This window comes from Anthropogastromicrobium aceti (assembly GCF_020687335.1).
GTDB classification, from domain to species: Bacteria; Bacillota; Clostridia; order Lachnospirales; family Lachnospiraceae; genus Anthropogastromicrobium; species Anthropogastromicrobium aceti.
In genome coordinates, this window is sequence record NZ_JAJEQN010000022.1 from 21,744 (window position 1) to 46,888 (window position 25,145).

A 25,145-nucleotide genomic window follows, 5' to 3' on the forward strand; every position below is an offset into this window, starting at 1 on the left:
TCATAAAATAAAGAGGAGGAAAATTATGACAATTAAGAAATTAATTCCATGCACATTAACAGCAGCAGTGATTGCATCTGCCGCATTGACAGGCTGCTCTTCAAAGGGTACATCTGATAAGAGTACTACAGCTGCAAAGACTTCTGCACAGGAGACAAAGGAGACTACTACAAAGTCTGCCGAGACCAAGGATACAGAAGCAGGCAGCAGCGAAGTAAACACAAGCGCAGAAGCAAAGAGCGAGGAAGAATCAAAGAAGGCTGAGACTGAGCTTGGAAGCGAAGAAGTATCTACAGAAATCGGAACCGGCGAGTCAGCAGATGATCTTTTAGCACAGATTAAGGAGCGCGGAAACATTGTTGTGGCAATGGAGGGAACATGGGCTCCGTGGACCTACCATGATGATAACAATGATCTTGTTGGCTATGACGTAGAGGTGGCACAGAACATTGCAGAGAAACTTGGCGTAGAGGTTGAGTTTGTAGAGGGCGAGTGGGATGGACTGCTTGCAGGTCTAGAGACAGGACGTTACGATATCATGGTAAATGGTGTTGGCGTGACAAAGGAGCGTGCAGAAAAGTACAATTTCTCTACTCCATATGCATATAATAAGACTGCTGTTATCGTTCGCGGCGATTACGATGAGATTTCATCAATGGAAGATTTAAAGGGCAAGAGGACTGCAAACACAATCACAAGTACCTACGCATCACAGGCAGAGGCATATGGTGCAACTGTTACTGGTGTTGATGATTTAAATCAGACTATCGAGCTGCTGCTTTCCAAGCGTATCGATGCAACACTTAATGCAGAAGTTGTATTTAACGATTACAAGAAAGAGCATCCAGATTCAAACATCAAGATTGCAACCTACTCCGATCAGGTAGAGGAGATTGCAATTCCGATCCGTAAGGGTGATGATACAGTTACTCTTTTAGAGGCTGTAAATGATGCACTTGATGAGATGGCAAATGATGGCACACTGACCGAGCTGTCTGAGAAGTACTTCGGAATAGATATTTCTAAGAAATAAAAAAAGTGTAATTGGATATTTTAAAAGAAAAAATCTAACGGAGTCAAGATACTGAAAATAATGACTTGACATTTTTTAATCACATTGTTATACTCTGTGTATCAGCGTTGAGGAGAACAAGTACTGATAAGGGAAACCAACAGAGAGCAGCCGGCAGGTGAGAGGCGCAGGGGAAGCTTATAAGGAATACCTCTCTGAGCTCTGCACCGAACTTGCGATTTTGCAAAAGTAGACTGCAGCGGCGCGGCAGCCGTTATCTTGTCAGAGTATTCGCAGATTGACTGGATTATTTTTACAGGATGCGTGTACTTGAAAGGCAGTTTGTGTGAGCAGACTGTGAAGAAAGGTGGTACCACGAGATTTCGCCCTCGTCCTTTTGTTAGGACGGGGGCTTTGTATTTAGAAAAGTTCTCAGGCGAAAGTAATAAAAGCGCAGAAAAGGAGAAAAAACATGCAGGTTTACGAAGAATTAGTAGCAAGAGGGCTGATTGCCCAGGTAACAGATGAGGAGCGTATCCGCGATCTCGTTAATAATGGAAAGGCTGTATTTTACATCGGATTTGACCCGACAGCAGATAGTCTTCATGTAGGTCACTTCATGGCACTTTGCTTAATGAAGAGACTTCAGATGGCAGGAAACAAGCCGATCGCTTTGATTGGTGGCGGTACTGCAATGATCGGTGATCCGTCTGGAAAGACCGATATGAGAAAGATGATGACAAAAGAGACTATCGAGCATAATGTAGAGTGCTTCAAGAAGCAGATGGCACGTTTCATTGATTTCTCTGATGGAAAGGCACTGCTTGTTAACAATGCAGACTGGCTGTTAAATTTAAACTATATTGATGTACTCAGAGAGGTTGGACCGCATTTTAGCGTAAACAGAATGCTGACAGCTGAGTGCTACAAGCAGAGAATGGAGCGTGGATTAAGCTTCTTAGAGTTTAACTACATGATTATGCAGAGCTACGACTTCTATATGCTGTTCCAGAAATACGGCTGCAACCTTCAGTTTGGTGGTGATGACCAGTGGTCCAATATGTTAGGAGGTACTGAGCTGATCCGTCGTAAACTGGGAGAGGACGCAGGTGCAATGACCATCACACTGCTGTTAAACTCCGAGGGTAAGAAGATGGGTAAGACTGTTTCAGGTGCTGTATGGCTGGATCCAGAGAAGACAAGCCCATACGACTTCTACCAGTACTGGAGAAATGTAGCAGATGCCGATGTCTTAAAGTGCATCCGTATGTTAACCTTCCTTCCACTTGAGCAGATCGACGAGATGGATAAGTGGGAAGGAAGCCAGTTAAATAAGGCAAAGGAAATCTTAGCATTTGAGCTGACAAAGCTTGTTCACGGTGAGGAAGAAGCAAAGAAGGCTGAGAGCGCAGCAAAGGCATTGTTTGGTGCAGGAAATGCAGCAGAGATTCCTGCAGTTGAGCTTAGCGCAGCTGACTTTGCAGAAGGTGAAGGTGAGAAGCTTGATATCTTAAGTCTTCTTGTAAAGGCAGGTCTTGCTAAGTCACGTTCAGAGGCGCGCCGTGCAGTAGAGCAGGGTGGTGTCAGTGTAAACGATGAGAAAGTAACAGATATCCGCATGAGCTTTGCAGCAAATGAGATTCCGGCAGAAGGACTCGTGATTAAGAAGGGTAAGAAGAACTTTAAGAAGATTGTTGTTGCATAAAGATCACGAACTTATGATAAAAGAGACAGGTGTTGACAGAAGTTGGTACCTGTCTTTTTTTCGAATGGGCGTCCAGTGAACTGTAACAAAACTGGTCCGACGACGAAACCATTGCACCGAATGGCTTTGCAAAAGATAGCCTACAAAAAGGTTGCAAGAATTATAAAAAGGGAGTATTATATAAACAAAACTGGAAAAACACACAAATCAGAGCGCTAAAACCGATATAAAAACGGTCAAGATGCTGTGAAATATGAAAATAAGAGGAGAGATAACGATTATGATACATACGCTAGATACTAAGGCTGCAGACTATATTCCTGAGCTTGGTGACGGCTTTGAGGAAGGCAGCGAGGGAAGCGAAAACGCACAGGGATTACAGGTAGCTGATTACTATGCTGATGCAGATGGCGAGGGCATTTATTACATCACATATAAAATAGAGACTGCTAAAGAAATAGAGCAGCTATTTGTATTTGCAGGAAGAAAGCAGCTATTGCGTCTTGGAAAAAGAAAGGCAGGAGAGGTGATTGAGGGAACACTTTATCTGCATTTTGGCGAGATGATCCCGCGTTTTCACAGCGAGTGCATGACAATCACAAAGATTGGCTTTTCAGTGGCATGTGAGGATCTGACGAAATTAAAGAGTGTTGGTATGGCAGCAGAGAAGCTTTCTGCAAAGACAAAAATTCCGGCAGTCTATCTGGCAGGAGATTCCACAGTTACTGATCAGACTTGTCCAAAGCCATATATGCCGGGCGGATGCTACAGTTCATGGGGACAGTGCCTTGCATATTTTATCGGAGGAGGTACAGCCATTGATAACCAGGCGCACAGCGGACTTACCACAGAAACCTTTCGTAATGAGGGACACTACGATATCGTAAAGAAGGATATTCGTCCGGGTGATTTTTGCTTGTTTCAGTTTGGTCATAACGATCAGAAGCTGGCACATCTGCAGGCACAGACAGGCTATAAGGAAAATCTGATGAATTATGTAAATGAGATTCGTGGACTGTGCGGAGTTCCGATTCTTGTAACACCGCTTGCGCGCAATACCTGGAAGGATGACGGCACCTACAATGATCTTTTAGCAGAGCATGCACAGGCTGTTTTTGAGGTAGGGGAAGAGACTGGTGTGCCTGTAATTGACCTTCATAAATATGCGGCAGATTTAATAAAGAAAAATGGAAAAGAAGCTAGCCGTGTCTATTTCCACCCGGGAGATATGACACACACAAACGAGTATGGCTCATTTTTGTTTGCACATTTTATCGCAAGAGAATTGAGCAAGCTAGATCCTCTCACTTTCGCGATTGATGTGCAGGATGAAGAGGATTTCACACCAGATGAGCATACAGCCATTTTGACAGGAACAAGCACGGCAGCAGGGAATCAGGATGAACAAAAAGAAGTTTTTGATGCGATGGAGCGTGCCGGGGATAATCTTGTGGCAGCTGTGGAAAAGGCAAAAAAAGATGCAGAAATGATGAAGTAAATTTTGATTTTTATAGAAATAAGACTATTGGCTCAAAAAAGGAGGGATAAAAATGCAGGAGCGCTGTAAAATAGGAGTTGTGATTGGCAATGCTAACTCACCGCACGCAATCAACATTATGAAGGGAATTGATCAGGCATCAAAGGAGTGCGATGTGCAGTTAATGTATTTTATGAATGTGAGCAGTCCTTATACAGCGCAGCTGTATCCACCTGATACATCAATAGGATGGGATTATCAAAAAAGTGCAATTTATGATTATGCGAGATATGTCAAAGCAGATGTCTTGATTATGACATATGGCATGATGAGCATTTTTATGAAGAGTGATTATGGAAAGCAATACCTGGAATATTTTCGCAATGTTCCATGTGTGCTCATAAATGAGCAGACCGACAGACCTAATTGGACGTCTATTATTGTCGATAATTATAATGGAATGTATGAATTAGTGGAGCATTTAGTGCGTGACCATGGGTATCATAATTTCGCTTTTTTGGCAGGACCGCCTGGAAATACAGATGCCTGCCAGCGAAAAAGAGCATTTTTAGATGTTATGAAAAAATATGATCTGCCAATGGATGAAAGCCACATTGAAACAGGCGATTTTTCAGAGTGTGTACAGACACAGGTAAATGCACTGTTAGATCGAATCCCTAATCTTCAGGCAATAGTATGTGCTAATGATGTGATGGCACTGACTGCTTATCAGGAATGTGAAAAGCGTGGACTTCATATTGGACATGATATTGCTGTTACCGGTTTTGATGACTGGGAGCGTATTCGTCACGTGCCAGTGCCAATCACGACAATTCGTCAGGATTCTGAACGGTCAGGATATATGGCTGTTTATAGTGCACTTGAGCTAGCGCGAAGCGGTCATGGGAAAAATATTGTGATACCAGCGAAGGTATGTGTTAGAGAATCATGTGGCTGTACATGTAAGCAGTTTTCAGGTTTTGATCAAATTGAAAACATGGGACAAAAATTTGTCTATGAAAAACAAAAAAATACAGTATATCGTCAAAAAACATGGATGGTTCCTATGATCTCCAGAAACATGCTTATTGCATTGCAGGATCGCGAGAAATTTCTTAAAAATGCATTAACGCCAATGTCCTTTTTTGGCGTTAAAACGGCGTTGCTTTATGTCTTTAGAAATCCAGTTGAATATAATATAGAAAAGGGCTGGGAATTTCCAAATACGATTTATCTGGTTGCGCGTCAGGATGGAGAATGTGTAGAGGTATTTGATGAATATAAAAACGTGGCTTCTTTAGAAGAATGTGGATTTTCTGAGGAAGGAAGTGTACGCTATCAGCGTAAGCCGAGTGTATTTTGCCTTCAGTCTGGCTCAACGCAGTATGGTGTATTAAGCGTTGAGATTACGCCAGAGGAAGTGGATATGGTCTATTTGATCAGTATTCAAATGGCAAATGCGCTGATGGCGTATCACACAGAAAAAAAGCGTTTGTCTGTTCAGCGCGAGCGCGAGCTTTTGCTTGAGGAGCTTCGAAGCAAAAATGAAATTTTAAATTTTGTGTCAGAGCGAGATGAGCTGACGCAGATTAAAAATCGCCGTGGCTTTATGGAACAGGCAATGAATATGAATCGTATTTATAAAAATAGAAAAGCAATTATTCTGTTTGCTGATATGGATGGATTAAAACAAATCAATGATAATTATGGTCACGCAGCAGGAGATATTGCAATTTGTGCCTGTGCAGATATTTTAAAGAAAGCTGCCGGAGTACATGGTATAGCAGGCCGCCTTGGCGGTGATGAATTTGCACTTATGATGATTGGCGATGAAACTCGTGCAATTGAATTGGTGGAGACTGTGCGAAAAGAGATTGCCATGTATAATGCACAGGGAAAAAATAAGTTTGTAATTGATATGTCGGTTGGATGTCAGATTGTATTATGTACAGACGAGCTTTCTATTCCAATGGTGCTTGAAAAAGCAGACAAGATCATGTATGAAGAAAAGAAAAAGAAGGGAAAGGCAAGATAGAAAGCCGAGGGAAGGATCATATGAGAAAAGAAATTGACAAATTTGTGGAACAGCGCTTGATTTCGGTTGTGCCGTCAAGACGGCAGATTGCGCATCAAAGAAGAGAATTTTATGGCTTTGTTCATTTTACAGTTAATACATTTACAGGAAAAGAATGGGGTGACGGGACAGAAGATGAGGCTATCTTTAATCCTGTAAAAATGGATGCTGATCAGTGGTGTGATGCTTTATGCGCTGCAGGCATGAAAGGGCTGATTTTGACATGCAAGCATCACGATGGTTTTTGCTTATGGCCAAGCCGTTACACAACGCATACGGTAGCAGCAAGTTCATATCGTGAAGGAAAAGGCGATATTGTAAAGGAAGTAGCAGAAGCCTGTAAAAGACATGGACTGGATTTTGGAATCTACTTGTCACCGTGGGATCGAAATAATTATCTATACGGACAGGGAAAGCCATATGATGATTATTTTGTAAATCAGTTAACGGAGCTTCTGACACAATATGGACCAATCTTTGCTGTGTGGTTTGACGGTGCATGTGGGGAAGGACCAAATGGGAAAAAGCAGTACTATGATTGGGAGAGATATTATGAAGTTATAAGAAGGCTGCAGCCAAATGCTTGTATTCATGTGTGCGGACCAGATGTGCGTTGGTGCGGAAATGAGGCTGGAAGCACGAGAGAATCTGAGTGGAGTGTTGTACCGCTTCGCACAAGAGATACGGAAAAGATTCAGGAAAACAGCCAAAAGCAGGATGATACGCAGTTTAGAGAGCGCATTGTCCGTGCGTCAGATCAGGATTTGGGAAGCTATGAACTGATAAAAGATGAGAAGGAGCTTATCTGGTATCCGGCAGAGGTTAATACAAGTATTCGTCCAGGATGGTTTTATCATGAAGAAGAAGACGATCAAGTCAAATCATTGGAAACATTGATTTCAATATATGAACACTCCGTTGGAGGAAACGCGACGTTTTTATTAAATATTCCTCCGACAAAAGAAGGTTTATTTCATGAAAATGATGTAAAACGACTGCATGAGATCGGTGAATATAAAAAGAAATGCTATGGCAAAAACTTGTTAGAGAAAGCATCACTTTTCTGCGAAGAACAAAAGAAAGGCTTTGAAATCGAGAATGTAAGAAACGATGATTATGATTCATATTTTACGACGTTAGATGGACAAAGAAACTGTAGGATTCACATAAAATTTGATAAAGAGTATGATATTCACCGTGTAGTATTGAAAGAAAATATAAAAAAGAGTCAGCGTATAGAAGCATTTAGAATTTTAACAGTGCATGATGGTAGTGAAAAATGCATTTTCGAGGGAACAGTGGTTGGCTATAAAAAGATTGCCTTGTTAGATGAGATCAAAACAAAAGAACTAATAAAAGAGCTAGTAATTGAAATTATAGATTCAAGAGTAGCGCCGACGCTGTCCTATATTGGAATTTTTGAGTAAAAGAAGCAAATAGCCAGTGGAAGGGAAAATGTTTTCTCGTCCACTGGCTATTTTTTTGACTTGAATTGCTAATTAGTTTTCCTTTTTCTCAATTGCAACCTTAAATTCGTCAAGCGTCATCTTTGCACACTGAGCGGCAGTTTCGATAGGCAGAAGATTTTGCATAACAAGATCAATTAACTGGTTGATGCGTCCCTGTTCAATACCTTGCTCAATACCCTGCTGAAGTCCCTGCTCAATACCTTGCTCAATACCCTGTTCAAGTCCCTGTTCAAGTCCTTGTGCGAGTCCTTCTTGTATTGCTTTATCTCGGCTTTTCTTTAACTCTTCTTCAATTTCTTCCTTCATAAGCTCTCTCAATGCCTCACACATATCCGAAGTCCTCCTTACTTTGTCATAGTTTTTTCTGTTTGCAGCGACACTTACCTGTAATACAGCGTCAGCCTTTTCCTTATCCCCAGGCTCTGTAAAACTCTGAGCAAATCTTGTGAATCTATGAATATCGTCAGTATTGGCATTTTTTGATAATACTTTAAGGCTTTCATGATTCTTAGAATTAAGTTCGTTTGTCACAACAATCTGCATAGGAATTGCAAACCCATTTATGTAGTATATGCCGGGTGTATGTTCTTGAATAGAAAATCCATATTCAGATAGTTGAGTTAAGAGTCCTTTCGGTGAAGATGCCCGAAAGAGAGAAACTGTTAATTCTCCTAGTGGGATTTGATTGACGTGATCGCCAAGCCCTTTATACAGGTAGGCATATCCCAGTGTCTTGATAAAATCATCAATAGTGAGATTATCATCAGGTGATTTGAATTCAATGATGTTATGAGCACGGAAGATTTTTCCGATTTCATTTTGAATCTGCACACCTTTCCTTTTTTCAATGATTAAAAGATCCATTTGAAGTGGCTTTTTGCTTAGATTGTACTCGCGCTTAAATTCGAGATCGTCTTTATTGAAGCGAAGCTCAAGTTCGGCTGCGGCACAGAAAGCAGGATGCCATTGGATTTTTGTGCTGGGTCGCCGTTCATTTGGTTTTTCCATAAAACTCCTCCATTCAAAAATCATTCTCCAAATTTTGGAATTTTATCGAAGGTATCTTTGACCTTAATATAAGATCATTTATCATTTGCACGGTGTAAAAGTTCCTTTCAGAATAAGTATAACACTAGAATATATGTTTTGCAACACTAAATTTATTGCGAATCTTTTCTTATATGCTGCATTGGAGTGGAACATAAACAGACAGGAAAAAGCCATGGAAATTTGTCAGGAAGCAATTGACCGCTCTAAATTTTTTCATGTGACGTTCTTCTTTCGCAAAATGTTTAAAATTATTAGTCACTAATAAATAATTATAGCATGTTTTTTAAAGAAAGTACATGACCAAAATCAAAGAAAAATAAGAAAAAATATGGTATTTTGGTCATGTACTTTTGATATCATATATGGTATAAAATAATCAAGTGAATTGAAACTCGTGATTATAGAAGGGAAGGTGAGTCCAATGGGAAATAAAGTTGAGTTAATTGATAGCTACTAGAAAGTAGACTTATTATGAATATTGCATTAAAAAAGAGATTATTGGCAATAGTAGCTGCATTAATGTTCGCATTATCTGGAATTACTGTATTGGCCGGTTCGTATCATTTGGGTGTATTTACAAAGAATAAAGGATATGAAGCAGGTCGTGAAATTAAAAATCAAGCGACCAATACGATTAAAGTTCAAGTAACAGGAAGTAATTGGATTAATTTGGCAACTAACTTTTTGGGATGTATTTTATAAAAGAATGGTGGTGTTTATACATGAAATCAAGAGTGAGATTAATACCTATTGCATCAATTATTTTAATATCGAGCACATTTTCTTTATCAGGATGCAAATTAAAGAGAGAATTGGAGGTGCCATTTGCAGAAACAACTGTAAATGAAACTGTAATAAGTGATACAAAAATAAATGATATTCAAACATGTGAAGCAAAAGAAACTGAAATAGATGAGACACAAATGCGTGAAACGAAAAAAGATACACTGACAGGTGAGATTGTGTATCTTAAGGCACAAGTATCTGATGCGTTTATTTTAAATGAGCTGACAAATTGCTTTTTAGGCTGTGATGAGACAATGGCACAGGATTATCTGGTGAAGCCGTATTATGATTATTTAGAAGAGCAGGGATATATGTCTTCTGGTCAGTATCTCTATGAGAATGAGTTTGAAATATTAAATATATTACAGAATGGTCAATCAAAGTCATCTTATATCATATATACAGATAATAGAAACGCTGCAGGTATGTGCTATGACATTTATGATATACCTGGTTTTTTATATAATGGAATCGGTTCCTCAATGGAAAAGCAGTTTCCAAAAGAGGATTTAAAATCATGTACAAGGGAAGAGGCAATTAAACAATGCGAAAAATATGCGGTGGCATGTGGATATAAAGATGCAGACGTACAAGTATATGCAATGACAAAAGAAGCGCTTAACCGTGTCTGTAAAATAAACAATACAACGACGGCTGCTCCAGATCCTAATTTTTATCATCCTTTTTCAGAAGCAGAAAAGTGGAGATTAAATAAGGAGCGTCAGGAGGCATTAGAAAAGGAAGATACCGATCTGGTGCAATCAATTGAACAGAAAATGACGGAACTGAATGAAATTTCGTATATTCAGTGGGAGGAAAAGGATGAAGCATATCTATTGATTTACCGACCGTATGTAAATAATTTGCTTGTGGATGGATGGGGACAGACACTAGTTATTGTGTATGTACCGCAGTTAGAAAAAGCGGTTCTGGTAAAAGGATATTCTCCAGTTCAAGTGAGTAAAAAGCAGGAGAAAAAGCTGATCTCAAAAGAAGTAGCAATATCGACAGCAATGTTGGATAAGGGAATTGAAGATGTGAGTAAATTTAAAATTAAGTCAATAGAACTAGTATATTCAACTAGAGCTGTGCAGTTTGAGGCAGATGAACCGTCGATGAACCCATGTTGGAAAATTAACTATTCTTATCCTGAAATGGCAGAGGATGATGAAGGAAGTATATGGATTGATGCTGTTACAGGATTTGTGAGCAAATATATTGAAAATTTATAAAGATGAATAGAATGATTGGAGGTGAAAAAGATGAATGCAATGAAAATGGATGCAAAACGAAGCATTTGTTCCGTAAAAATGATAATAATAATAGTAGCTCTAGTGTTTACTTTAATTTTTTCATCGTGGGATATGATTAGAGCAAGTAAAAAAGATATTTTGGCGTATGGTGTAATTGATATGCTAGGTACAGCACTAATGATGGATAAATTTAAGGTGTTAATGGTAATGTTCACGGCTGGAATTTATACAGCTGGATTTTGTTATGATTTCAAACATCATTATATTCGCATGATACTTGCAAGAACGGATTTAATAAGTTACAGCATATCAAAATTTATTGTAAATACAGTTGCAGTTGTTTTTGCATGTATTGCTTCATTTTATGTATTTTTAGTTGTGGCAGTTGGCTTTTTAGGGGCAAACCTAACACAGATTAAAACGGTTCCGTGCTATTATCAAATAGGATATAAGTTTCCAGTTTTGTATATTGGAATGATGGGGTTGCAGTTTGGAATGGTCTGCGCAATGAGCTGCGCAGTTGGAATGCTGTTTTCAGTATTTCAGCCAAATACGTTTGTTTGCATTGGAATTTCAGGAATGGTATTTTTCTCTGCAATTTCATACATTCCGTTAGGTTCGATATTCGATGTCTATAATTTGATTAGTATGCAACCGACATTGCCAGCAGGACAAGAAACATTGCAAGGAATTATGTTTTTATGGGGAATGTTATATCCAGTTTGTGTAATTCTTATTTGTACATATCTATTTTATCGGAGAATGAAATGGAGGGAGCAGAATGGATTATTGTAGATCGGTATTGGCTGTAGCGGGAGCAAATTTTAGGCGACTAAAGCGTGATGCCAGAGTGTGGTTTATTTTTGTGTTCACAGCACTTTTGATTCATTATTATTTGCGTCCTGTGATCAATTATGGAATTGATACTGGGACAAAAGCACCTATCTATATTATGGAATTGTTGTTTTGCAGTGCAACAATTTCTGTGAAAGCACCTAAGATTTTGTTTTATATTGGAATGCTGTGTCTTTTATGCGATGCTCCTTTTTTTTATCCATTAAAGCCATATATAATTATGAGGAGTAAACGCACTGCATGGTGTGTTGGCGAGTGCATATATATTGTAGGGATGGCATTGTTGTATGCTGCTTTTATATTAATTGTGTCGTCACTTATGATTCTCCCAATTGGAACAATGAGGGATTCATTTTCAGGAGCATTGACTGATATGGTGCTTGGAACAGGAAAGATGCCACTTGGAGAGATTGCGAATATTTATCCGAGTGCTCAGTTCTCATCGGAAATGATAAGATATTTGTATCCGTCGGGCGCGATGATGTATACATTTGTGTCAGTTTGGGTTTCATTTTCAATTCTTGGTCTTTTCATGTACTGGGTTAGTTTGATAAGAAGGAATGTAGTGTGTGGAATGGCAATTGCAGGAGCTCTTGTATTTCTCGACCCGATTTTAGTGTGGGCAGCCTGGCCAAATAATTATTGGATATTGGCATTTTCTCCTGTCAGTTGGACAAGTGTTGAACAGTTGAATATTATGGCAGCAAATCATTTTATCAGCATTCCATTTGTGATAGCAGCCGATGCATTATTAGTGATTTTTCTATTTATTTTAATATTACATACAGCGAAACGAATTTCGCTAAATGGTTTTTTGACAGAGGAGGCGTGATGTGATATGCTTGAAATTGAAAATTTGACAAAAACATTTGGAACACAGACAGTCATTTCTGATATTTCAATGACGCTTGTGTCAGGAAAGATTTATGGATTAGTAGGGAGAAATGGTTCTGGAAAAACAATGCTGATGAAAATGATACTCGGTTTTGTTAGCCCGTCATCTGGTAGTATAAAAATAGAAGGAAAGGTTTTAGGAAAAGATATAAGTATGCCAGATCGAATTGGTGCAATTATAGAGAATCCAGGATTCTTGCCAGAGTATTCAGGATTTAAAAATCTAAAATTCTTGGCAATGATACATCATAAAATTTCAAATGAAGAAATTCGCAATGCAATGCGTATAGTTGGACTTGATCCAGACAGTAAAAAACATGTAGGAAAATATTCGCTCGGAATGCGCCAGCGCCTTGGTATTGCACAGGCGATCATGGAAGATCCAGATATTCTTCTTTTGGATGAGCCGTTAAATGGACTTGACAACGAGGGTGTAGAAGAAATAAGAAAAGTACTTTTATCCCTAAAAGAAAAAGGAAAATTGATTATTTTGGCTAGTCATTCGAAAGAAGACATACAAATCCTTTGCGATACGGTATTTCGGATGGATCATGGGAAAATTATTGCGACGGAGACAAATTAAGCCGATGGGGACGGAAAGAGGCAGCAGGAAAAGTAGGAAAAGCGAAGAGAATGAAGTACAAAATCTTTAAATATTAAGCTTCTGGTATTCTCTTGGTGAGACACCAAAATGCTTTTTAAAGATCTTAGAAAAGTGATATAGGTCTGGATAGCCAACAGAAATTCCAGCAGTGGAGGGAGATTGTCCGTAGACAGTCAAAAGTTCTGCTGCTTTTTCAAGTCGCAGTTGAATCAAATATTTCTGGGGAGAGATGCCCATGCGTTTTTTGAAAAGGTCAGACAGGTAGCTGCGGTTGATATTCAAGCGATCAGCGACCTGCTGGATCGTGATGCCATTGATATACTCAGCATTGATGCAGTTAATTGCCTTTTGCACATAATCAGTGTCAGATTTTGCATTGTCCAACAAGATACTAAAAAATTCCCACAGCTTTGCGCATAAAAAAGCAGTTCTGCCATTTTCCATTTTTTCGCACTGAAGCATTTCCTCAAAAATTTTGCCAGCACTTGGACAGTGAATGATCGGCTTTAAAAGCTGCTCAGGAACGGATTGGTCTGTTGTAAAGCCAATCCAAATATAGCGCCATGGCTTTTTCTGATCGGCTTCATAATAGGTTTTTTCGTATGGTGGGATTACAAAAATGTCCCCAGGCTTGACCGAGTAAGAGATGCCGTCGCGCTCGAAACGACCAAAACCATACACAATATAATGCAAAAGCCAGTGAGTACGCACACTCGGTCCAAAGAAATGACCGGGATCGCAAGTTTCACTGCCAAATTGCATGGGACTAAAATCTTTATAGTGTTGATCAATTACAATTTCACTTTTTATCATTTGATCGTGTTTTCCTTTCACTTGTAGTTTTTGCGGTTTGTTTTATCATTTTTATTTGTTTGTTTTGTTTACATTCATTTCTAACATAATAACAAGTTTTCCAGACAAAAATCAATCCCATTTTAAAAGAAATCTGTTAGAATGAAGATACACAGAAAGACAAGATGTTGGTAGCTTAAGATAGCTAGGAAACATCTTGATGGGTAGAAGAAATCAACTAAAAAAGAAAGGAAAACTACTATGAAAATTACTTTTATGGGTGCTGGAAGCACAGTATTTGCGCGAAATGTAATCGGAGATTGCATGTGTTCAGAGGTGCTAAGAGACAGTACATTTGCTCTGTATGACATCGATGGTGCAAGATTAAAGGAAAGCCAGACCATTTTGGAAGCGATGAGAGAGACAATGGGCGGCTATGGAAAGATTGAGTGTTATCTGGGCGTGGAAAACAGAAAAGAAGCCCTTCGCGGAGCAAATTTTGTAGTCAATGCAATTCAGGTTGGCGGCTATGATCCGTGCACAATCATTGATTTTGAGATTCCAAAGAAGTTTGGACTGAGACAGACAATTGCAGATACACTAGGAATCGGCGGTATCATGCGTGCGCTTAGAACCATTCCGGTGATGGATGATTTTGCAAGAGATATGGCAGAGGTTTGTCCAGATGCTCTGTTTTTAAATTATACAAACCCGATGGCTATGTTAACTGGTTATATGCTTCACTATACACCGATCCAGACAGTAGGTCTATGCCACAGTGTTCAGGTTTGCTCAGAGACATTATTAAAGGAAGTTGGCATGGAAGACAAGTTGGAGGGAAGAAAAGAACTTATTGCAGGAATCAATCATATGGGTTGGCTTCTTGAATTAAAGGACAAAAATGGTGTTGATCTGTATCCAGAGATCAAGTCACGCATTGGGGCAAAAATGGAAGATCCTGAATTTAAGGATAAGGTACGCTTTGACTACATTCGAAATTTTGGATACTACTGCACTGAGTCAAGTGAACACAATGCAGAGTACAATGGATTTTATATTAAGAGCAAATACCCAGAGTTAATTGATCGCTACAACATTCCACTAGATGAGTATCCGCGCCGCTGTGTCAACCAGATTGATGGTTGGAAGAAGGAATATGCCGAGTTGATGGAGAAGGGTGTGAAGGAACATACACGCTCACGCGAATATGCATCTCATATCATGGAGGCAGTTGTCACCGACAAGGCTTATCAGATTGGAGGAAATGTATTAAATACCAATCATCTGATTTCCAATCTTCCGGCAGAAGCATGTGTAGAGGTACCGTGCCTTGTCAACGGCTCTGGCATTCATCCGTGTGCGGTCGGATCACTTCCGGTTCAGTGTGCAGCGATGAATATGACCAATATTAACGTGCAGCTTCTAACAATAGAGGCGGCAAGAACGCATAAGCTAGAGCATGTCTATCAGGCAGCAATGCTTGATCCGCATACGGGAAGCGAGTTGGATATTGATACAATCAAAAAGATGGTGGATGAGTTGATTGCAGCTCACGGAACGTATCTGCCGAAATTCCACTAATAATAAATGCTGTTGATACCAGGGTCTTAAGCTCAAAAATCTAATCGTGCAAGCACGAACGGCTTTTGGAGCTTTTGAAGTTGGCATCAAGTAGATAAAAGCCATGGGAGTCTATTTTCCCATGGCTTTCAATCATTTATCACAAGATTATCTTAGTCCATTTTCGGTGCATTTCCATTTAAGTAGGAGCACAGCAGACGGAAGGTATTTACTACACCGTCCTTGTGGGAGCGCTCATATCCGTGGGAAGCGTAAACACCGGCACCAATAAGACCGTGACGGGCATCCTTTCCTGCACTCAATGCAGCATCGGCATCAGAACCGTAGAACGGATAAATGTCAACAGCATAGTCAATGCTGTCTTTTTTTGCTGCATTTACAAGACCAGTTGTCACCTGATAATTGTAAGGACCGTGACCATCCTTTGCGCAGATGGATACCTGGCGCTCGGTACACTCAAGTCCATCGCCAACACATCCCATATCAACAGAAAGAAGTTCAGTAACATCTTCTGGAATGGAAGCACATGCACCATGACCAACCTCTTCAAATACTGTCATATGCTGATAAACCTTGCGAAGCGGTGTGATGTTATTTTCGCGGATATATTTTGCATAGCCAAGTAAAATTGCAGCGCTTAGCTTGTCATCGAGGAAACGGCTCTTGATGTAGCCAGAGTTGGTTACAACGAGATTTGGATCTGCACAGACAAAACAGCCGTTTGTGATGCCGAGTGCCTTTACGTCATCCTTGGAGGTAACAGGCTCGTCTAAGACAACCTCAACTGACTGGAATGTACGCTGTGTAGTAGAATATTCCTTATTTACATGAAGGGAAGCATCTGCCAGTTGGATGGTTCCCTCATAAATTTGTCCGTCGTAGGTGTAAACGCGGCAGTTATGAGCTTCTGCATTGTTTGCGTTAAATCCGCCTACAGGAGACAGACGTAAACGTCCGTTTGACTTAATCTCAGCGACAACGGCACCAAGTGTATCTACGTGAGCCATGGTAAGAATCGGATCACCCTCACCGCCGATCTCTGCAATTACGCCGCCTTTAACGGTACGCTTTGCGCTATAGCCAAGACGTGCGTACTCCTCTAACAGGTAGTCGGTCACTTTTTTTGTGAAACCAGATGGACTGTCAATTGCCATCAGCTTTTCTAATTGTTCCATGATGTAATCAAGATACTGATTCATGATTTTTCTTTTCTCCTATCAAAATAAAAATGATGTAATGTCTACGAAGTGTGCCACTATTTGATTAATTTTACAATTCGCAAACATTCGTTTCGCCCGATCGGGTGAGCTATGTCCATGATACACAAAATTGAGAAAATGTGCAAGATAAACGTAAGGTATGTTGCCGTGGCTTGATAAAGAAGAATTCTACCATGATCGTACAAAGCAAATAATATTCGAGCAAAAAGAATGAGAAAAACAAGAAAATATCGCATATTTTTCGGTAAAAGATTGGTACAAAATTTTGAACACCGAACAGATTATCGAAAACACATGAAATTTGAGCAAGAAATGGGGAGTAAAAATTTACTCCCTTTCTTTTTTGAAAGTGCTACGCTATACTGCAATCAGACGAAGCGAAAACGAAAAAATAAAAACGAGGGTAAGGAGGTTTGCGATGAAGAAAAAGAAAGGAGGGAGTACACTCCCAAGAAAAAAGAAAGGATTTCGGTTAGCATTTAAAAGCTACTGGCAATTATATGTTTTGGTGTTACCGGCAGTCCTTTACTTTTTGGTTTTCAACTATTTGCCATTATATGGAATCCAGATTGCATTTAAGGATTACAAGGCAGTCAAAGGAATTGCAGGAAGCCCGTGGGTTGGACTAAAGCATTTTAAAAATTTCTTCAATGCTTATTATTTTGACAGATTGATTATCAATACGTTATTATTGAATATTTTAAATCTGGTATTTAGCTTTCCAGTTCCGTTATTGTTATCAATTCTGTTGAATCAGATTCGAAAGCAAAAGGTAAAGCGTGCAATTCAGACAACCATCTATGTACCATATTTTATTTCAACAGTTGTATTAGCTGGTATGCTTTATATCTTCTTATCACCGACAAGTGGTATCTTCAATCATGTCAGACAGGCGATGGGACTAAACCCAATCGACTATATGTCAGAGGCAGCAGCATTCAGACCGATCTACATCATTTCTAATATATGGCAGACGGCAGGATACAGTACAATTCTTTATATTGCGACACTGACTGGAATTGATTTGTCTCTGTACGAGGCAGCAGATATTGACGGAGCAAGCATCTGGCAGAAGATTCGCTATATTGATCTCCCAACTTTGGTTCCAACTGCGATGATGGTTTTCATTTTGGATTGTGGAAAGCTATTAAGCAGCAATACGAACAAGGTACTGGTTTTGCAGACATCTGGAAACATTCCGACATCCGATATTTTGGGTGTATATGTATACACAGTCGGACTTGGAAGCGGACAATTTTCCTATACATCGGCAATTGGTCTTTTTGTAAATGTGATTAACTTTGTTATGATCATTCTGGTAAATACCATTTCCAAGAAGACAGCAGATGTAGGTCTGTTCTAAGAGGAAGGGAGGATTGACGAGATGAAACGTTCTAAGATCAAGCATTCCAGAAGTAATCAGGTGTTTTACATATTTAATACAATCTTCTGGATTATATTTATGTTTTTGATTATTTATCCGCTGTATTTGGTCTGCATTGCGTCAGTATCAGATCCAGATGCGATTGTAGCAGGAAAAGTTATTTGGCATCCAGTTGATTTTTCATTGATTGGATACAAGGCTGTATTAGAGTATACTGAATTCTGGACTTCGTATCGCAACTCATTTATCTATACGATATCAAGTGTGGTCATCAGTATTATCGTGACATTGACAGCAGCATATTCTCTTTCCAGACCGAAATTTCCTGGAAAGGCAGCAATCAATATGTTCTTTGTCATCACAATGTTCTTTAATGGTGGATTGATTCCAACCTTCCTTGTGATGAAAGACATCGGTATGTACAACAATCCGCTGGTTATGGTACTGATGGGCTGTGTATCAGTTTGGAATTTGATGGTGGCAAGAACCTTCATTCAGACCAATATCCCAGAGGAATTGTATGAGGCATCGGCTTTAGACGGCGCTTCCCACTTCCAATATTTTATCAAGGTTGTCATGCCACTTTCGAAGACGATTATCGCAGTGTTAGCTGTCTACTATGGTGTGGCAAAGTGGAATGATTACTTTACTGGACTAGTTTATTTAAAGGATCGTTCTCTCTATCCGTTACAGACAGTGCTTCGTGAGATTTTGGCGACACTTCAAGTGGATATGACAGGAGACTTTATGACAACAATGTCGGAAGATGCGTCGAATTTGGCAGAGGCAACCAGAATTGCCAATGTGTCCAAATATTGTATCATTGTATTGGCAACTGGACCAGTTGTTGTGTTATACGCATTTATGCAAAAATATTTTGAAAAGGGTGTTATGATCGGATCGCTGAAGGGATGATTTGCAGCAGGCAAATATCAAAGGCGTAAAGATAGAATCAGAAAATCAAAAAACAAAAAAGGAAAACAGGAGGAATTCAAAATGAGAAGAAAAATGTATGCAACCGCAATGACAGCAATGCTTGTGACAGGAACACTGATGGGCTTAGCAGTACCGGCAGCAGAGAGAGACGGTGTGACTCTCCATGGAGACAGTACCTATGATTCAATTGAGAAGATCACTGATGAGGATCTGACGCTGAAGATTATGTTGGCGATTCGTGACGGCGATACGATCAAGGCACCGGAAGAACTTGCAGCTGTGCAGGATTTGGAGGCATTGACAGGCATCAACCTAGAATGGGAAGTGATTAAAGCTTCTGACTGGTCCATGAAGACAAATCTGATGTTTGCATCAGGTGAGATGCCAGATATCATCATCGCTGTAAACGGACAGGGACAGATTGACTATGAGGAGTATGGTGTGTCTCAGGAACTGGTAATTCCGTTAGATGATTATATCACTGAGGAATTGATGCCAAATTATTACTCTCGTATTCAGGCAGAGGAAAGCGATCCAACAATTAGCCTCGTTGCATCCGATGGAAAGACCTATTCAATTGGATATCTGGTTGGTCAGTATATCTGTGAGGAAGGTCATTACTTCATTAACCGTGATTGGATGAATGAGCTGGGACTGGAAGATCCGACAACTGTGGATGAACTGACAGAGGTGCTTCGCAAGTTTAAGGAAGCGTATCCAGACTATGTGCCGTATGAGATGGGATTGGATGCTGGCGCATATTATGATTTAAAGTATGTACTTCCAATGTTTGGTATTCCAAATTCTGATAAATGGCTGTATATTGATGAGGATAAGAAGGTGCAGTTTGCACCAGTACAGCAGGGATTCCGCGATTGTGTCGAGTGGTTGTCAGAGTGCTATGCGGAAGGATTGTTAGATCCAGAGTGTCTGTCACAGGATGGCAATACACTTCAGACAAAGCTATCCGAAGGAAATGTTGGCTTTTTTACAGCATGGAGATTAAAGGCCATGGGATGGGATGATGGAGTTGCAGCAAACAGCGAGTGTATTCTTCCACCGTCAGTAGATGGAAAGGGAGCCTATATGGATCGCTATCTGGAGCTGGCTCGTCCGTGTGCATTTATCACAGCAACCAATGAGCATGTAGAGGAGTCAATTCGCCTTCTGGATGCGATGATGGATACTGAGATGCAGGCAGATCTGTACTACGGTCCTCAGAATCCGACAGAGGGAACCGGTTGGGTATACGATGAGGAAAACGGAAAGATTAACACAGTGACAGTAAGTGATGTGACTGTGAAAAATCAGATTGACTGCAACACTCAGTTCTTTGCACCAGGTGATTACATTTCTGAAAACTACAATCTGTCCGAGCAGCGTCTGGAAAAGATCGATTATTGCCAGATGTATGATGAGGCCGGTGTCATCAACACCTATTCTAGCCAGTATTTTGCAATGTCAGGTCTAACTGCAGATGTACTTGCCGATTTCAGTTTAATTGAGACAGATATTGATAATGCGGTTAGTGAAGCAGTTGCTGACTTTGTGGCTCATGGTGTGACCGATGACAGCTGGGATTCCTTCGTATCAAAGTTTGACGGAATGAATATTGATCAGTATGTCAGCACCTATCAGGAAGCAATTGATGGTATGGATCTGGAATAATTTTAAAATGAATTGATCTATGATTCATCTGTATAAGGCAAGAAGATAAGAAGATATAGGCGAAAGATGGCAGTAAAATAAGCTGCCATCTTTTGCGACCCCTTTGACGAAATGATTGTGAATGGGTATAATGGGGCAAAAGGGCAAAGGAGAAATGAGGCATGAAGGGCAAAAAAAAGACGGGGCAAAACATACTTCATTATGTGATTGCATCAAGTGTTGTGATTGTTTTTATCATTGCCATATTGGGCGGCTATCTGTTTCGATTTTACTACAAAAAAATGCAGGAGGATTTCTATAAGGAGAATTCTGTCTATATTGGAAATATTGCAAAAACGCATGGAAATGAGCTGCAGATTTTACAGGATATTTCCATGCAGATTGCGCTTTCTGACTCGGCTAGATTTCTTTTAGATGAGCAGCCGACAAAAAGCGCTGCGCTGAAAAAGCAGCTAAACCAGTATCGCTCTGTCAATCAGTTTTTTGATGTAATGTACTGCTATTATCAGAAGGATCAATACCTTTTTAATCACATGACATCGATATCAATTGATTTATTCTGTGATACGGCCTATCAATTGGAAAATTATAGTCCAAGTGAGGTGAAAGATCTTCTCTGTGCAAAGCAAAAAAAGTTACTTGTGCTTCCAGAAGAGGCGATAGAGGGGGAGCTTGTCTACTTTTATGATGTACAGGCAAAGAATGTAATCTATATTTATCCGGTAGCACCAAAGTATGATACGATTTTGATTTTCTTCATCGGCACCGACCACTATGATGATCTGTTTGCAGACGAACAAGAAAACACGAGAAACACATGGCTAGTCTACGATGGAAATGTCGTAGTAAGACATGGTGCAAATGAGATAGATAATGATCTGCTACTTAGCGAACTTGGTGATGAAACTGGGCAGAAACAGGTAAAGCTTCAGGGAAAAAATTACCTTCTCACACAGGAGATAGATGATGTAGGTTTTTCTTATGTTGCATTGCAACCGATGAATGTTTTTACCGATCGGCTTAAAACCCATCTTTGGGGAATTGCTGTTTTGATTATTCTGTGCTGTGTGCCGACATTTCTGATAATTGGAATTTTGTCAAGTCGTGTGCTAGGCGGTGTGAAAAAAATAAATCGTATGCTGCCTGGTGAGGGAGAGGAAACCTATGATTTGGGAAAAATTGAGGTTGGAATCCGACAGTTGGTAAATAGCTCTGAGGATATGAAGCAGGATCAGATGTCACTTCGAAAGAGTCGCTTTATTCGAAGCTTTCTTCAGAGCAAATATACGGCACTTGAAATTTTAAGGCGCGATGCAGCTGATGCGAGAATCAATATTTCGTATGGATTTCAGATGGTTGGTGTAATTGGAAGTAGTGCATCTGGCAATGAAGAAAAAATATTTGAACAGATTCTTGAGTTCATTCAAAAACAGGAAAATCTGGATGGATACGGGATTCATCTAGTTAACACCAATCAACGAGTGATGGTACTTTTTGGAGAATCGGAGGAAAATTTGTATCAAGCCTATGATAAGATTCTTCGGATTGGCCGAGTACACTGTGACGAGTTTGTGGTAGCGGTTAGTTGGGCGCATCGTTCCCTACTCAATGGCTCATTGGCTTATTTAGAGGCAAACACAGCCTATGACAGCCGATTCTTAGTGGATAGCAGTCAGATCATTCGCTTTACAGAGATTGGTCAGAACTCATCTGTCAGCAACTATCAGAATCTGAGAAGCCGCTACATGGTACAGCTAGAAAATACGATTCGTGTGGGAAATGAGCAAGAGGTTGAAAAGGCAATCCATGATCTTTGTAAAAAGTTGGAGGAAGAGCATGCGACACTTCTGACGTTTCGTCTTTTGTATGACGAAGTGTTACGTTTTCTTATGGATCAGTGGAATGGAGACGAGAAGGACTGGAATCAGGTCTATAATGTATTTACACTGTCAAGATGCTTAACAATGGAAGATTTCACTTCACTTTTGACAGAGGCCTGCCATATGATTTTGGACACAAAGACCGATGTAAAGAACCATCAGTCAGAGCTGGTTGTAAAGGCAATGGAGATTATGCAAAAGACGTATTCTGATCCAGATTTAAATATGGCATCACTAGCCGACCAGCTTGGCATCTCTCCGGTAACACTAGCAGTTGAGTTTAAGAATGAAACCGGAATTAGCCCATCTGATTATCTGGCAGTTGTGCGGTTAGAGCGTGCAAAGGAACTGCTTCGCACGACAGATCAGCTTGTAAAGCAGGTGAGCGAGGCGGTAGGATATGAGGATGATCATGTATTTATAAGACGCTTTAAAAAATATACTGGAAAGACACCGGGACAATACCGAAAAGAGTCACAGCAATGAAGGGTCAGGGACATATCAAAGTGATATGCCCCTGTTTCTGTAGCATTTATCAATGCTGCTTATATTGCTCCAAGATCTTTTCGATGTAATTATTATTGGTTCGCTCTGTAAAATTTCGAAATGCCTGTGTGCCACGTGCGACTGCCAATTGCTGCGCAGTTTCTTTCTCAGCTTTTGTTTCCATATCTTTTTGCATTAATTTTCGCAAATATGCAAAGCGGTTGTTGATTTTCTTTTCTTGATTTCTGCGCTTGATTTCAGCCACCTTTAGAGCAATGTATTTGTACTGGGCTTGTTTAGCTGTTGGTGCTTCTGGTAGCTTGTAAGCTGGAATTGCATCTAATAGTGCTGAAAGCTCATCAAGTTTTTCCGCAGACAGTTTCCAATCGCTTAAAGCACTTTCCCATAGTGGGCAATCCTTTATCACGATTGGAACTTCTGGTAGATTTACTACGTCTTCAGATGCCAATTGTTTTAAGGTTTTGACCGTAAATCGTATGACGACTATAGTCCGTCCCTGCTTTACTGGCTCGTAGTCGAAGTGACAGTCTGTCTTTTCGTTAAGCTCATTATGGCATTTCTTTAAGATTTCAGCATTGAAGAATTTAAATTGATTATATCTAGTTGCCTTACATTTTAACAACTCTTTCAAATCATCCAATTTGATTTCCCATGATTTGCGAAAACGGTTGTTTTCCAAGTAGAGGAATAAAACATAACTGTATCTAGATTTCAACTCGATAACATTTTTCAGACGATATCTGAGATAGCCCAAATCTTCAATATTGAAAATATATTCTCTCGCCGAGGGTGTACATGTAAGCGTAATTTTCCATAGTCCGTTGCCGTCTGGAACAGCTTCGGCTTCTTCGAATAAGGAAATTATCTTAAATCCATCTGGCTTTGTGGCATCTTCAATTTCCACAATTTGGAATAAATTGCGAAGTCGTTTATTAAGATCGTCCTTTAATATTCTGGTTACACATAGGACACGTTCGAGTTCTCCTTTTTCGATTATGACTGTTCTTTTTTCTGGATCATGACTATCAATTCTTGCCAAATATACATCAAGTAATTTTAATTCTGGTAAAGTTAGGTCGGTTTTCGCAAGCGACTGTAGAGGGTTTGATTTTTGGACGGTCAGCTTGTCGGGATTTCCTAGTCCAATTATGTCTGAAGTTTCTGGCAGCTTTTTTCTCCTTGGCATTTATCTGATTTCCCCTTTCCTTTTTCTTTTATGATATAGCAATGGTACGAAAATGTCAATATAAAAAACGTACCTTTCGAGAAAAACAATCATACTCTTAACGAAAAACGATCGTACCCATCGCGAAAAAACATCGTTCTCTTTGTGAAAAATGATCGTACCCATCGTGAAAAACAATCGTACCTGTAGATATTAAATTCCTAGCATTGATGCGGTTTCTGGAATTCTTATAATCGAGAAAGTAATCAAGAAAGTAATCAAGAAAATAATCAGGAAGGTAATCAAGCAATCAATCAAGAGAGCGTGAAGGGTGGGGTTTAATGTGTATGATAAAATATGAATCGTAAAGAGCACTGTATTTTCAATCAAAACGATGAGCCAGTATGAAAAACAATCGTACCTTTACATATCTAAAATATAATATTTTTGCGGTTTTCAGAGTATTAGTAATCAAGATGGTTCCATCTTAGGCGAGGATGAATTTTAGTATATATAAAAGGTGTATGAATGGTAAACATCTCTGTATTTTCGGCCCGAACGATGAGATAGCTATGAGATAGCATGAAAAACAATCGTACCTTTATATACTCTAAATTCAATATTTATGTGCTTCTCAGAACATTTGTAATCAAGTAAGATGCTGGGCAGATTTCCTTTTACTTGTAGCATTGATTTCTAGTCAATATAAGTATAATGATGAGGTATTTTATTGGTTGGGATATGATGAATAGCCTTATATGAACAACGTCAAGAAAACCAGGGGACGCGGAAAGCCATGGGGACGAATCTGTCCCCGTGGCTTTTTCTGTGTC

The 25,145-nt window shown here is 39.7% G+C and carries 19 protein-coding genes; 15 read left to right on the plus strand and 4 right to left on the minus strand.

Annotated elements, in window-relative coordinates; translation table 11 throughout:
• The first annotated feature begins 25 nt into the window (after positions 1 to 25).
• The 5 genes from LKD48_RS09400 (at position 26) to LKD48_RS09420 (ending at position 7,695) form a co-directional block, all read left to right on the plus strand.
• Positions 26 to 1,033, plus strand: coding sequence for a transporter substrate-binding domain-containing protein (locus LKD48_RS09400; RefSeq protein ID WP_082868607.1), 1,008 nt, complete (start codon positions 26 to 28; stop codon positions 1,031 to 1,033).
• 451 nt (positions 1,034 to 1,484) lie between these two features.
• Positions 1,485 to 2,717 (plus strand): tyrosine--tRNA ligase, encoded by a 1,233-nt coding sequence (gene tyrS / locus LKD48_RS09405; RefSeq protein ID WP_066561089.1) that lies wholly within the window; start codon positions 1,485 to 1,487, stop codon positions 2,715 to 2,717.
• A gap of 280 nt (positions 2,718 to 2,997) precedes the next feature.
• Positions 2,998 to 4,215, plus strand: a complete 1,218-nt coding sequence (locus tag LKD48_RS09410) for a rhamnogalacturonan acetylesterase (protein ID WP_308731868.1) — start codon at positions 2,998 to 3,000, stop codon at positions 4,213 to 4,215.
• A 52-nt stretch (positions 4,216 to 4,267) separates the two neighbouring features.
• Complete coding sequence (locus LKD48_RS09415) at positions 4,268 to 6,229, plus strand: GGDEF domain-containing protein (protein ID WP_308731869.1); 1,962 nt, start codon at positions 4,268 to 4,270, stop codon at positions 6,227 to 6,229.
• 20 nt (positions 6,230 to 6,249) lie between these two features.
• Entirely contained in the window at positions 6,250 to 7,695 is a 1,446-nt protein-coding gene (locus LKD48_RS09420; protein ID WP_308731870.1) for an alpha-L-fucosidase, read from the plus strand.
• A gap of 72 nt (positions 7,696 to 7,767) precedes the next feature.
• On the opposite strand, the gene LKD48_RS09425 is transcribed toward LKD48_RS09420, so the two are convergent.
• Positions 7,768 to 8,745: a FliH/SctL family protein gene (locus LKD48_RS09425; protein ID WP_308731871.1), complete on the minus strand. Its 978-nt coding sequence runs from the start codon at positions 8,743 to 8,745 to the stop codon at positions 7,768 to 7,770.
• A 513-nt stretch (positions 8,746 to 9,258) separates the two neighbouring features.
• On the opposite strand from LKD48_RS09425, the gene LKD48_RS09430 reads away from it, so the two are divergent.
• The 5 genes from LKD48_RS09430 to LKD48_RS09450 all read left to right on the plus strand — a co-directional run bounded on the left by LKD48_RS09430 (position 9,259) and on the right by LKD48_RS09450 (position 13,158).
• Positions 9,259 to 9,489 carry a hypothetical protein gene (locus tag LKD48_RS09430; protein ID WP_308731872.1) on the plus strand — a complete coding sequence of 77 codons (231 nt, stop codon included), beginning with the start codon at positions 9,259 to 9,261 and terminating at the stop codon, positions 9,487 to 9,489.
• 116 nt (positions 9,490 to 9,605) lie between these two features.
• Positions 9,606 to 10,805 carry a hypothetical protein gene (locus tag LKD48_RS09435; protein WP_308731873.1) on the plus strand — a complete coding sequence of 400 codons (1,200 nt, stop codon included), beginning with the start codon at positions 9,606 to 9,608 and terminating at the stop codon, positions 10,803 to 10,805.
• Positions 10,806 to 10,835: 30 nt separating this feature from the next.
• Positions 10,836 to 11,621, plus strand: a complete 786-nt coding sequence (locus LKD48_RS09440) for a hypothetical protein (RefSeq protein WP_308731874.1) — start codon at positions 10,836 to 10,838, stop codon at positions 11,619 to 11,621.
• A complete protein-coding gene (locus LKD48_RS09445; RefSeq protein WP_308731875.1) occupies positions 11,608 to 12,513 on the plus strand; it encodes a hypothetical protein in 906 nt (301 codons plus the stop codon). Before LKD48_RS09440 ends, LKD48_RS09445 begins: the two co-directional genes overlap by 14 nt.
• A 6-nt stretch (positions 12,514 to 12,519) precedes the next feature.
• Positions 12,520 to 13,158 carry an ATP-binding cassette domain-containing protein gene (locus LKD48_RS09450; RefSeq protein ID WP_308731876.1) on the plus strand — a complete coding sequence of 213 codons (639 nt, stop codon included), beginning with the start codon at positions 12,520 to 12,522 and terminating at the stop codon, positions 13,156 to 13,158.
• A 66-nt stretch (positions 13,159 to 13,224) separates the two neighbouring features.
• Here LKD48_RS09450 and LKD48_RS09455 read toward each other — a convergent pair whose 3' ends face one another.
• Complete coding sequence (locus tag LKD48_RS09455) at positions 13,225 to 13,992, minus strand: AraC family transcriptional regulator (protein WP_082868540.1); 768 nt, start codon at positions 13,990 to 13,992, stop codon at positions 13,225 to 13,227.
• 240 nt (positions 13,993 to 14,232) lie between these two features.
• Here LKD48_RS09455 and melA point away from each other — a divergent pair, with 240 nt between their 5' ends.
• The gene (gene melA / locus LKD48_RS09460; protein WP_308731877.1) at positions 14,233 to 15,552 is read left to right on the plus strand and encodes an alpha-glucosidase/alpha-galactosidase; all 1,320 of its coding nucleotides are present in this window, start codon (positions 14,233 to 14,235) and stop codon (positions 15,550 to 15,552) included.
• 152 nt (positions 15,553 to 15,704) lie between these two features.
• Here the strand turns inward: melA and LKD48_RS09465 are convergent, their stop codons facing one another.
• Entirely contained in the window at positions 15,705 to 16,751 is a 1,047-nt protein-coding gene (locus tag LKD48_RS09465) for a M42 family metallopeptidase (protein ID WP_227101088.1), read from the minus strand.
• Positions 16,752 to 17,190: 439 nt separating this feature from the next.
• Between LKD48_RS09465 and LKD48_RS09470 the strand changes: the two genes are divergently transcribed.
• The 4 genes from LKD48_RS09470 (at position 17,191) to LKD48_RS09485 (ending at position 23,126) form a co-directional block, all read left to right on the plus strand.
• Positions 17,191 to 18,135, plus strand: a complete 945-nt coding sequence (locus LKD48_RS09470; RefSeq protein ID WP_227101086.1) for an ABC transporter permease — start codon at positions 17,191 to 17,193, stop codon at positions 18,133 to 18,135.
• 21 nt (positions 18,136 to 18,156) lie between these two features.
• The gene (locus LKD48_RS09475; RefSeq protein WP_227101084.1) at positions 18,157 to 19,071 is read left to right on the plus strand and encodes a carbohydrate ABC transporter permease; all 915 of its coding nucleotides are present in this window, start codon (positions 18,157 to 18,159) and stop codon (positions 19,069 to 19,071) included.
• 81 nt (positions 19,072 to 19,152) lie between these two features.
• Positions 19,153 to 20,760: an extracellular solute-binding protein gene (locus LKD48_RS09480; RefSeq protein WP_308731878.1), complete on the plus strand. Its 1,608-nt coding sequence runs from the start codon at positions 19,153 to 19,155 to the stop codon at positions 20,758 to 20,760.
• Positions 20,761 to 20,921: 161 nt separating this feature from the next.
• On the plus strand, positions 20,922 to 23,126 hold the full coding sequence (locus LKD48_RS09485; RefSeq protein WP_308731879.1) for a helix-turn-helix domain-containing protein: 2,205 nt from the start codon (positions 20,922 to 20,924) through the stop codon (positions 23,124 to 23,126).
• A gap of 49 nt (positions 23,127 to 23,175) precedes the next feature.
• Here LKD48_RS09485 and LKD48_RS09490 read toward each other — a convergent pair whose 3' ends face one another.
• On the minus strand, positions 23,176 to 24,333 hold the full coding sequence (locus tag LKD48_RS09490; protein ID WP_308731880.1) for a replication initiation protein: 1,158 nt from the start codon (positions 24,331 to 24,333) through the stop codon (positions 23,176 to 23,178).
• Positions 24,334 to 25,145: the final 812 nt, after the last annotated feature.